This is a genomic window from Blautia sp. aa_0143, from assembly GCF_004167315.1.
Lineage (GTDB): Bacteria > Bacillota > Clostridia > Lachnospirales > Lachnospiraceae > Blautia_A > Blautia_A fusiformis.
Genome location: NZ_RCXU01000022.1, coordinates 56,801 through 67,726, shown reverse-complemented (window position 1 = coordinate 67,726; position 10,926 = coordinate 56,801). Strand labels below are relative to the sequence as shown.

The following is a 10,926-nucleotide window of genomic DNA, read 5'->3' as shown; positions in this document are numbered from 1 at the left end:
CATTTTTGAGTTAAGATTTTGTTGTCGTTTCGTTGACGACTTGGATACTTTATCATATCTTCTGTCTTTTGTCAACTACTTTTTTATTTTTCTGAAAGCAGATGTATTTATCTGTTTCTTAAAAACAATTTGTCCCTAACAACTCTGATAGAATATCATTTTTCCCATTACCTGTCAACATGTTTTTTACATAAATTTCATTTTTTTCTAAAAAACGTATTTTTTCGCCAAAAACCGCATTTCACAGACATGGTCACCACCTGTATCCTGGTGCTTTTCCGTCTGCAAAATGCGGTTTCTTTTACCCACCATAAAATATTCCTGTAAAAATACGGATAAAAATATTTTTATCATAAAGAAAATCCAGTACTGTATCACCCCGGATCAGTCCCAGACCCTTTTGCCCTATTTCCGTGTTGCATAAAATCGTAAGTACCAGCATTCCGACCCATACAAAAACAATACACTTCATGCCTCCTACTACGGCGCCGGCTATTTTGTTGATTCCACGGATGACCGGCAATCTTGCCAGGAGATCCATGGCATACGCCAGCACATGGATCAGGATTGAGGAAAGTATGTATGATACCAAAAAAGAAAGACAGTTCACTGCTACATTGGCCAGATATCCGGAAATATACCCTGCAAATGTATTAACCGCCAGATATTGATACACCAATGCCGTATTATTTTCTGTTATTCCCTTCTGGAGGAGATCCGGAATATCCATGCTGCTGATCAGCTCCTTCTGTTCCTCCTCATCCATGGTTTCTTTTCCATCTGCCAGAGAATCCACAAACGATCCGCTGGCAGTCTGGATTTTTTCATAAACAGACGTATTCTCACGTATGAACTGATTCACATAAGGATTGATCAGCCATACCAGAGCAACGGAGATCAGAACAAGCAATGCAGATACTACTTCTTTTACAAAGCCATGCCTGTATCCATCCACCATGGAAAAGGCAAGCAGGACCAGCACAGCCAGTCCAAGCCATGTCCAGTTCATATCTGCCCCCTTAACTGAATTTTATGGTGCTGACGCCTGTATCCAGTACCATAAGATATTTATTCCATCCGATCTTAAAGAAATCCCGGATCGTTCCATCTACATTTCCGGCATATTTCTGTACGCCACGGTTGTTCATCACGCAGATCTGCGAGCTGTTATACATGATGATATTATCTCCGCTCATTTTTATAGTCGTATATGGAATATTGAAATTTTTACGGAATTTCAGCTGTCCGCTCATACTATAGACTTCCATTGTATACAGATCATCTTTATTATTGTTTTTAAATACCAGGCCAATCCTGTCATCACTGAAAAATGTACTTACGATCTCCTGTTTTACATTGACTGTTTTGCTTTCTTTAGGAATCTGGCTTCCCTGGTAAGTAGAAAATCCATCATCTCGCAAAGCAATATACTTACTGTCACTGATACATTCCACCTGCGGGATCACTACATTCTCATAGGTATAACCACTTACGATCCGATCATCCTCATTCTGCCCTACATCCCCATAATTATAAAATGCCACATAGCTGGTAGTCTTGCTTCCATCAACATACTGGACTGTTACCATCATCACTCCGTTATCAGACACTGCTACATCCATGGGATATCCCGGATCATCGATCTTAGTCAGATTTTCCGCGACCAGACTGCCATCCGGATTATAAAAATTGATCCAGGTATTATCATCATTGTCCAGGATCACTGCAACCATTCCATTCGATGCGATCCGCACTTTTACAATAGCATAAGATGTTGTTACAGTTCCGGTCACACCTTTTTTGTCGCAGATATAAAGCGATGTTCCCTCGCTGTCTGCAACAACCGCCCTGCTTCCATTCACATCTGCAATAGGATTCTGCATTGTATAGGTTTCATTCCAGATCGTATTCATGCTGTTGTCCACAACAGATACTCCATCCGGACTGTATCTCAGGATATCTCCATCCATGTCCACATACTGTGTGGACACAACATCTTCCTGTTCGCTTGTATTTAATACTTTATAGCTGTGATAGCTTCTTTTTTCTGCATAGAGAAAAACCAGGCAGACTGCAGCAGCGATCACTGCCGCTGTGATCACCTTTTTCCCCTTTCTTGAAATCCTTCGGCGATGAGAAGTTCTCCCGTAGTGAGCGCCTTCCTGCGCAGCCTGTTCCTGTGCAAGCCTGGCTTTTTGCCTCATCAGCTTTTTACGCTTTTGTTTTTTCTGTATTTTTTTTATGATATTCACAACCGTATCCCTTACCTTAAGTATTTTATTTTGTAATTGGTTTTCCAGTTATTATAGCACACTCCATCAGGGTAGTACAATTACCTGCCCGGGATAAATGATCTCATTGGCAGAAATTCCGTTTAATGCACAGATCTGTTCCATCGCCGCTACAGTGCCATAGCGGTTCAGACTGATCTGATACAAGGTGTCTCCCGGGCGGATCACATAAGTTTCTCCAGGATTTCCTGCAGCCGATGAAGTCTCTTCTGTTTTTTTCTCTTCTGTTTTATTATCTTTTTTTTGCGTTGCTTCTGAAACAGACTGTTTTTTTGAACTTCGAGGTTCCGGTGTTATTGAGATTTTTTCTCTTTTCTGCGTGGTTTCCGTCGGGACCGGAGTTCCCCGCACAGCTTCCTGCGTCTGTACCGGTTTTTGTGTCTGCACCGGTTTCTGCATCTGCACCGCCTTTGGCGAAACCGATACACTCCGCACCGGTTCTGTTACTGCAGGTGTTATCTGCACCACCGAAGCAGAAGCGGCGCGATAATCTTCCGGAACCTCTGTTTTTTCCTGCTGATTCCGATAAAAGCCCACTCCAGCCACAAGAACTGCCAGTGCCAAACACACCGTAGCCGCATAAGAAAAAACAGAAGTTTTCTCTTCTCCCCGTTCCTCCGGATTTTTACTGTCTATGATCTTTCTGAAATTTCTGACAGCCCTGTCCTCCACTTCCTCGGATGCCTCTCCGCCCTCTTTCTGGCTACGTTCGATCATATACGTCTGCATCTGAGAATTTTTCTCATAATAAATATAATACCCGCTCAGTTTTGCCATCATGCCGCCATCATAACGGAAAAAGGCATCCTCCCGTTCTCCAGGATCCATCAGCATCAGGATCTTTTCCCCTCCGAAATGTCTGAGATGTACTTTCACAAAAAGCTCCGTGATCTCCATTGCTATCTGAGGCTGTGCAAAAAACCATCCCACGATCTCCTGCTCCGGAAAATACTGATCCTTATCCTCCTGCAGTTTCTGCCAGAGTTTTTCCGAAAAGTCAATATGTTCTGCCGCAGCCTCCATGCCGTCTGCTGCAATGGCACCTTTTATAAAAATACAGGTCATATCTGCAGTCCATTGAATTTCACCTGTAAGTACCGCCACACTTCCCTGGCCTTCCGGCTTTTCATCTTCTGCCAGGCTGCAGAGAAATGTGTATACATAATCTTCTATATAAATCCTGTAATCTCCGTTCGCCAGCCCGATCTGCCTTACATTTCTAGGCATGGAAAACGATTCCTGTGCGGCTTCCTGTTCTGTTGTGTCCTCCTTATAAATGACTTCTATCATCTCATATCACTCCTTCTGTCCAAGCATAGCACAGTAAAAATGCGGATTTTAGCAGAATGTAAGAGTCTGTCCACAGAATTTAGCGACAGATTCCGCACCATGCATATTTTTCCTTTTTTCAGGATATGATAGAGTGAAAAAAGAATCGAGGTTTCTCATGGCTTTTTACATTGATGCCGGAAAAAGCAGTTCATCCGGCGAGATTGCTTATCTTCTGAAAAAATGCATTCTTCACTGTCCTAAAAAATGGACTGAGATCGTGTTTTTATGCATTGGCAGTGATCGTGTTACCGGAGATTGTTTAGGTCCATATATCGGACACCTTCTTCATCCTCATGAAACCGGACATATTTTTGTCTACGGCACTCTTTCCTGCCCGGTCCATGCCCTGAACTTGGAAAAAACTTCATCGCTTATCACAAGGCTTCATCCACACGCCCTCGTGATCGCCATAGACGCTTCTCTTGGACAAAAAAAACACCTGGGCTATGTGACCATTGGAAATGGTGCACTTTACCCAGGTGCTGGTGTTCAGAAAGATCTTCCACCTGTAGGGGACATCCATATCACCGGCATTGTAAATACTGCCGGAATCATGGAGCAGCTTACCCTTCAGACTACCCGGCTCTCCACCGTGGTAGCACTTGCAGATGTGATCGCCTGCGGGATCCTTAAGATACTTCCTGCAGAAACAGACTTATCCCCTGTTGATCTTGATTATGCGAACTCCTTGATCTGCTTATAGATACCCTCTGCATCGAGACCGTATTTATGAAGAAGTTCTAATGCCGGACCGGACTCACCGAATACATCATGGATTCCGATACGTTTAACCGGTACCGGTGCCTTCTCAGCCAGGCACTCGCATACAGCTCCGCCAAGACCGCCGATGATGGAATGCTCCTCAACAGTTACAACCTTGCCGGTTTCTTTGGCAGCTGCAACAACAAGGTCCTCATCCAGAGGCTTGATGGTATGGATATTAATCACTTTTGCATCGATTCCGTCTGCTGCAAGCTTCTCAGCTGCTTCAAGAGCCGGTGCAACGCAAAGTCCGTTTGCGATGATGGTAAGATCTTTTCCCTCGCGGAGAACGATGCCCTTACCAAGCTCAAATTTATAATCCGGTCTGTCATTGATAACCGGAACAGCAAGACGTCCGAATCTCATGTATACCGGTCCCTGATGCTCGTAAGCAGCAGCAACCATAGCTTTTGCTTCGATATCATCAGAAGGACTTGCAACGACCATGCCCGGAATCACTCTCATCAGGGCAAAATCCTCCAGGCACTGATGTGTGGCGCCATCTTCACCTACAGAAATACCGCCGTGAGTTGCTCCGATCTTTACATTCAGCTTCGGATATCCGATGGAGTTACGAACCTGCTCATAAGCACGTCCTGCTGCAAACATTGCAAAAGTACTTGCAAAGGGAACCTTACCTGTGGAAGCGATTCCTGCTGCAATACCCATCATGTTGCACTCTGCGATACCGCAGTCAATGTGACGCTCCGGGAATTCTTTTTTAAACATACCTGTCTGTGTAGCTGCAGCAAGGTCAGCGTCAAGAACGATAAGATCCTCGTGTTTTTTTCCTAATTCTATGAGGGCACTGCCGTAGCTTGCTCTCGTTGCGATTTTCTTTACTTCTGACATAATGCTTCACCTACCTTCTCCAGATCTTCCATTGCCTGTGCATACTGCTCGTCATTCGGAGCTTTTCCGTGCCAGCCTACTGCGTTCTCCATGTAGGAAACGCCTTTACCTTTTACTGTTTTCATGATGATAGCTGTCGGCATACCCTTTGTAGCTCTTGCCTCATCAAAAGCAGCCTTCAGCTGATCCATATCGTTGCCGTCCGCAACATTGATCACATGGAAATTGAAAGCTTCAAATTTCTTGTCGATCGGATACGGGGAGCATACATCTGCAATGTCACCATCGATCTGAAGTCCATTGTTATCTACGATCACAACCAGGTTGTCCAGTTTACGGAAGCCTGCGAACATAGCTGCCTCCCACACCTGGCCTTCCTCGATCTCACCATCACCCAGCAATGTATATACTCGATAGTCATCATTACTGAGTTTGGCAGAAAGAGCCATACCTGCTGCTGCAGAGATTCCCTGACCAAGAGAACCACTGGACATATCAACGCCCGGAATATGCTTCATATCCGGATGTCCCTGAAGATAGGAGCCCAGATGACGAAGTGTTTTCAGATCCTCTTTTGGAAAATATCCTCTCTCTGCAAGTACAGAATAGAGTCCCGGTGCTGTATGTCCTTTGGAAAGGACAAAACGGTCACGGTCTGCCTTCTTAGGATCCTTCGGATCGATGTTCATCTCTTCAAAATATAAATAGGTGAACACGTCTGCTGCAGAAAGGGATCCGCCCGGATGGCCGGCCTTTGCTGCATGGACTGCTGTTACGATATCCTTGCGGACTTCGTTGGCAACTTTCTGAAGTTCTAACTTATCCATGTTATTAATGTCTCCTTTTTAGTGCCCTGCTGTTCACAGGGAATTTGTATATAAAAGAGGTTTCGATCACTCACCGAATACTGCCTTGTAATCAGCCTGAAATTTAGCGATACCTGCATCTGTCAGCGGATGATGTGTCATCTGCTCAATTACCTTGAACGGTACCGTAGCGATATCTGCGCCTGCAAGTGCACATGCAGTTACATGCATTGGATGACGAACGCTTGCTGCGATGATCTCTGTCGGGATATCTGCAACTGCAAACATCTCAGCGATCTGCTGGATCAGCTCAACGCCATCTGTGGAGATGTCATCCAGTCTTCCAAGGAACGGAGATACATATGTAGCACCTGCTCTTGCTGCAAGAAGTGCCTGGTTAGCAGAAAAGATCAGAGTAACGTTTGTCTTGATCCCCTCAGAGGAAAGAACCTTAACTGCCTTCAGTCCCTCTGTTGTCATAGGAATCTTAACAACCATGTTCGGATGGATGGCTGCGATCTCACGTCCCTCACGGATCATTCCCTCTGCATCTGTTGTGGTAGCTTTAACCTCACCGCTGATCGGTCCGTCAACGATCGTTGTGATCTCTTTGATCACCTCGTTGAAGTCTCTTCCTTCTTTGGCGATCAGAGACGGGTTTGTTGTAACTCCACAGATAACTCCCATGTCATTTGCTTCTCTGATATCCTCTACTTTAGCTGTGTCGATAAAAAATTTCATTGTTTTTTCCTCCTGTTTACGTTCGTTCTTTTTCTTGATGATTCCATTATAACAAACTCATTGCGGGGGTCAAGGCACCTGTTTTTTATTAATAAATATTTTATTAATAAAATAACATTTTATTAATAGTGCCTGTCAATTTTTTCACCCAAAACAGCTTCTTTCCATTTTCCTCAATTCGAATATCGCCGTAATTATCGTAGCTAACAAGGTTTCTATTCAAATGTGTCATGGAAACTCTCTCTATATATTATTATTAATAATTTTTGCGCTATTATTTATTTTTCTGTTCATCAGACTGGTTTCTGTCCAGTCTTGCATACCCCGTCGTGCGGCGCGTGATCAGCTTCGGGGTATATTCGATATTATACAGGCTGGCAGGTCTTTCATCCAGGTAAAATTTATCATTCATGTCGATCTTACGGATGATGATGTCACAGGCATCTCTTCCCTTCAGCGCAACAAAATGATCAATGGTTGTCAGGGAGATCCTGCGAATGCCGGAATAAAAAATATTGTCGCACCCTATGACAGAAACATCCTTCGGAACGTGTATCCTCATTTCATGCAGCGCATCAATGGCGCCTATGGCCATCATGTCATTCTGTCCTGCGATAGCCGTAAATTTCTGTCCTTCCTGGAGAAGCTCCATAGTCAGCTCGTAGCCCATGGCATACTCGGAATCCATCCGCGGGATCTTTCTGTCATTGGACTCATCTGCCGCCTTGATGAGCACATGATCCTTTTTTCCCTCTTTTTCAAACTCGCGGACAAAACCCTCCACACGCTTGGAGCGCTGCCACTGCCGTCTGGTAAGTGGCGGCGTGATAAATGCCACATCCGTGTGCCCCAGATCAAGAAGATGTCTGGCCATCAGCCTTCCTACCACTGTGTTGTCCTGATTGATAGCATCTACCGTGGTTGTTTTTTCCTTGTTGCTGATGATGACCAGCGGTGTTTCTTTTGCAATCTTTTCTACCTGATGCTGGAAATCCGGATGAGGATTGCAGGTATAGATGATCCCTGCCGGCCGCATGGTCTGCATCATACGGAGATATTTTTCTTCCAGCCCCGCATCGCGCTGGGTGTTGCAGATAAATACCCCATATCCCTGCTCATTGGCCACAGCCTCGATCCCCTGAAGCAGCAGTACATAATAGGGACTGGTGAGTGTGGGGCAGAAAACAACGATCAGCTTTTCTTTTCTGTCAGCTTTGTGTTTCCGACGTCCGGGAAGCTCATAGCCAAGCTCTCTGGCCGCCTGCTCCACCCGCTCTACAGTTTCTCTCGAAAAAGAAACATTATATTTCCGGTTCAGCACCATGGATACCGTTGCCTGGGAAACTCCTGCGCGTGCTGCCACATCCGATGAGGTTGCTTTCTTTTTTGCCACCAGTCTCACCTCCTTTATAACCTGGGGAAATTTCCTGGCTGCTTATCACTTTTTGCAATCCCTCAGGGAATTTTTCACCTGATCCGGTTATAGTTCCACTCTTCCTTCCAGTGCCCGGAGAAGTGTCACCTCATCAATATACTCCAGATCACCGCCCACCGGAACTCCGCTGGCGATACGGCTTACTTTGATCCCGGTCGGTTTGATCAGCTTACTGATGTACATAGCTGTCGTTTCGCCTTCAAGACTGGAATTGGTTGCCACAATAACTTCCTTTACATCCCCCTGAAGGCGCTTCATCAGTTCCTTCAGTTTGATATCATCCGGCCCGATCCCAAGCATCGGGGAGATTGCACCATGAAGTACATGATATACACCGTCAAATTTACCTGTTTTCTCATATGCTGCCAGATCCCTGGTATTCTCAACCACCATGATCGTGCTGTGATCCCTTTTGGGATTGGCGCAGATCGGACAAAGCTCCTGATCTGTCAGCGTGTAACAGCACTTACAGTACTGAACATTCTGCCTTGCATCGGTAATGGAGGCGGTCAGCTGCTCCACCTGGTCCTTCGGCATATTCATGATATGAAATGCAAGACGCTGGGCAGATTTGGCTCCGATCCCCGGAAGATGGGAAAGCTGCTCAATAAGTTTATTGATATGGCTGCTGTAATATTCCATCAGAAAGGAAGACCTCCGCCAAGACCGCCAAGGCCGCCTGTGAGTTTGGACATCACTGCTGCTGACTCGGACTCAACCTGACGGAGCGCCTCATTTGTTGCTGCCGCGATCATGTCCTCAAGCATCTCGATATCATCCGGATCTACCGCTTCCTCGGAAAGTGTGACCTTTGTTATTTCACGTTTACCGGAAACTGTAACGGAAACAGCTCCGCCGCCTACTGTTGCTGTAAACTCTTTTTCCTCAAGAGCTTTCTGGTTTTCTTCCATCTGACGCTGCATTTTCTGCGCCTGTTTCATAAGATTATTCATGTTTCCCGGCATACCCATGCCAGGAAATCCACCTCTTTTTGCCATAATACTTTCCTCCTGTTTTTTGTTTACGGATTTATGACTCCTCATCCGGGTCTTCTTCCACTACGATATCCATGTGGATATTCTCCCGAAGTGCATCGTCTACTGTGATCTGCGCGAGATTGGTGTGCTGATGTTTGTTGGCTACCAGCATATGTATCTCCACGCTCTTGCCTGTCCGGGCAACAATAATGTCCTGAAGCTCTTTCTTCGCCTCCGGATTGTCTACATAATTCATCCCCAGAAAATCCTGGAATTCCACATAAAGGATGGGATCTCCTGTTTCTCCGTTATACTTGGGGACTGCACGCTGCAGGGACTGCTTGAAAAGTCCGGTAGTCTGACCCACGATGGCACGCCAGCCTGCCACGATCTTCTGAAGATCCTCAGGAGCTGCCTTCTGTGGTTTCTGCTGCTGTACCGTTGCTGTACCGGTCACTGCCGCCCCCGGTTCCCCGGCTCCACCGGCCTCGCTCTCCCGAACGATCACCTGCTGCACAGGCCGTTCCTCCATCTGTTTTTCCAGGACACGAAGCCTGTCAAGAACAGAGTCCAGATTTGTCTCCATGGCCGGTCTGCACAGCTTGATCAGTGCGATTTCCACCAATACACGCTTCTGGCTTGCAAAACGGATCTGATTGGACAGATCGGAAAAAATACGAATGTAACGCATCAGCGTCTCCACATCTGTCATCCCGCTCTCTTCCTTCAGAAGCTTCAGATTCTCAGAAGAAACATCAATGGCTTCCTCCGGATTTTCGGAAGTCTTCACAAGCAGAAGATTTCGCATATACCAGGTAAAATCTGATACAAACTGTCCCAGCTCCCGGCCGCCTGTGATCAGGTCCTCCAGCACATGGATGGAACCTGTCACATCGCCGGAAAGAACCTTTCGGAGAAGTCTGCTGAATACCTCTGTATCCACAGCTCCCAGAACATCCAGGACTTTATCATAAGTAAGCACCTGTCCCAGATAAAAGGAAATACACTGATCCAGAAGACTCAGGGCATCTCGCATGGACCCGTCGCCTTTTTTTGCCACATAGCGTACAGCCTTCTCCTCTGCTTCCACCCCTTCTGCTGTCAGAAGCTCGGAAAGTCTGGCAGCAATGGTATCAATGGATATCCGGTGAAAGTCATAGCGCTGACATCTGGACAGTATTGTGATCGGTATCTTGTGGGCCTCTGTAGTCGCCAAGATAAAAATAACATAAGAAGGCGGCTCCTCCAATGTTTTCAGAAGAGCATTAAATGCACCTGTTGAGAGCATATGCACCTCATCGATGATATAAACCTTGTATTTGCCCTCTGTTGGACGATAAGCCACTTCCTCACGGATCTCACGGATGTTATCAACACCGTTGTTGGAGGCTGCATCGATCTCGATCACATTCATGGCAGTTCCCGCCTGAATGGCCTTGCACATGGCACATTCATTGCAGGGGCTGCCATTTACAGGATGTTCACAGTTTACTGCCTTCGCCAGGATCTTTGCAACCGTAGTTTTTCCGGTACCACGCGTTCCGCAGAACAGGTATGCGTGTCCGATACGGTTCGCCTTGATCTGGTTGGTCAGTGTTGTCACAATATGGTCCTGTCCTTTTACATCGTCAAAATTGTCGGGACGAAATTTACGGTAAAGAGCAGTATAACTCATAAAACTCTCCTTCTCTTCGCCACAGTCGCCGCGGAAAGACTCCCGCGGCGGCCAG

At 46.0% G+C, this 10,926-nt stretch carries 11 protein-coding genes; 1 reads left to right on the top strand and 10 read right to left on the bottom strand.

Annotated elements, in window-relative coordinates:
- Positions 1-301 precede the first annotated feature (301 nt).
- The 3 genes from EAI83_RS12265 to EAI83_RS12255 all read right to left on the bottom strand — a co-directional run bounded on the left by EAI83_RS12265 (position 302) and on the right by EAI83_RS12255 (position 3,581).
- On the bottom strand, positions 302-1,009 hold the full coding sequence (locus EAI83_RS12265) for a CvpA family protein (protein WP_015525674.1): 708 nt from the start codon (positions 1,007-1,009) through the stop codon (positions 302-304).
- 10 nt (positions 1,010-1,019) lie between these two features.
- On the bottom strand, positions 1,020-2,252 hold the full coding sequence (locus EAI83_RS12260; RefSeq protein ID WP_243113493.1) for a DUF5711 family protein: 1,233 nt from the start codon (positions 2,250-2,252) through the stop codon (positions 1,020-1,022).
- Positions 2,253-2,318: 66 nt separating this feature from the next.
- The gene (locus EAI83_RS12255) at positions 2,319-3,581 is read right to left on the bottom strand and encodes a LysM peptidoglycan-binding domain-containing protein (RefSeq protein WP_129975525.1); all 1,263 of its coding nucleotides are present in this window, start codon (positions 3,579-3,581) and stop codon (positions 2,319-2,321) included.
- A gap of 133 nt (positions 3,582-3,714) precedes the next feature.
- Here EAI83_RS12255 and yyaC point away from each other — a divergent pair, with 133 nt between their 5' ends.
- The gene (gene yyaC / locus EAI83_RS12250; protein WP_243113492.1) at positions 3,715-4,326 is read left to right on the top strand and encodes a spore protease YyaC; all 612 of its coding nucleotides are present in this window, start codon (positions 3,715-3,717) and stop codon (positions 4,324-4,326) included.
- On the opposite strand, the gene EAI83_RS12245 is transcribed toward yyaC, so the two are convergent.
- The 7 genes from EAI83_RS12245 to dnaX all read right to left on the bottom strand — a co-directional run bounded on the left by EAI83_RS12245 (position 4,299) and on the right by dnaX (position 10,871).
- A complete protein-coding gene (locus EAI83_RS12245) occupies positions 4,299-5,237 on the bottom strand; it encodes a transketolase family protein (RefSeq protein WP_015525670.1) in 939 nt (312 codons plus the stop codon). The two genes, yyaC and EAI83_RS12245, sit on opposite strands and share 28 nt — an antisense overlap.
- A complete protein-coding gene (locus EAI83_RS12240) occupies positions 5,225-6,064 on the bottom strand; it encodes a transketolase (protein WP_015525669.1) in 840 nt (279 codons plus the stop codon). Before EAI83_RS12240 ends, EAI83_RS12245 begins: the two co-directional genes overlap by 13 nt.
- A gap of 66 nt (positions 6,065-6,130) precedes the next feature.
- Positions 6,131-6,784: a fructose-6-phosphate aldolase gene (fsa, locus tag EAI83_RS12235; protein ID WP_015525668.1), complete on the bottom strand. Its 654-nt coding sequence runs from the start codon at positions 6,782-6,784 to the stop codon at positions 6,131-6,133.
- Between the two features lie 274 nt (positions 6,785-7,058).
- Positions 7,059-8,177: a LacI family DNA-binding transcriptional regulator gene (locus EAI83_RS12230; protein ID WP_059086187.1), complete on the bottom strand. Its 1,119-nt coding sequence runs from the start codon at positions 8,175-8,177 to the stop codon at positions 7,059-7,061.
- Between the two features lie 87 nt (positions 8,178-8,264).
- The gene (gene recR / locus EAI83_RS12225) at positions 8,265-8,861 is read right to left on the bottom strand and encodes a recombination mediator RecR (RefSeq protein WP_015525667.1); all 597 of its coding nucleotides are present in this window, start codon (positions 8,859-8,861) and stop codon (positions 8,265-8,267) included.
- Positions 8,861-9,217 carry a YbaB/EbfC family nucleoid-associated protein gene (locus EAI83_RS12220; RefSeq protein ID WP_015525666.1) on the bottom strand — a complete coding sequence of 119 codons (357 nt, stop codon included), beginning with the start codon at positions 9,215-9,217 and terminating at the stop codon, positions 8,861-8,863. Before EAI83_RS12220 ends, recR begins: the two co-directional genes overlap by 1 nt.
- A 31-nt stretch (positions 9,218-9,248) precedes the next feature.
- The gene (gene dnaX / locus EAI83_RS12215; RefSeq protein ID WP_110102770.1) at positions 9,249-10,871 is read right to left on the bottom strand and encodes a DNA polymerase III subunit gamma/tau; all 1,623 of its coding nucleotides are present in this window, start codon (positions 10,869-10,871) and stop codon (positions 9,249-9,251) included.
- Positions 10,872-10,926: the final 55 nt, after the last annotated feature.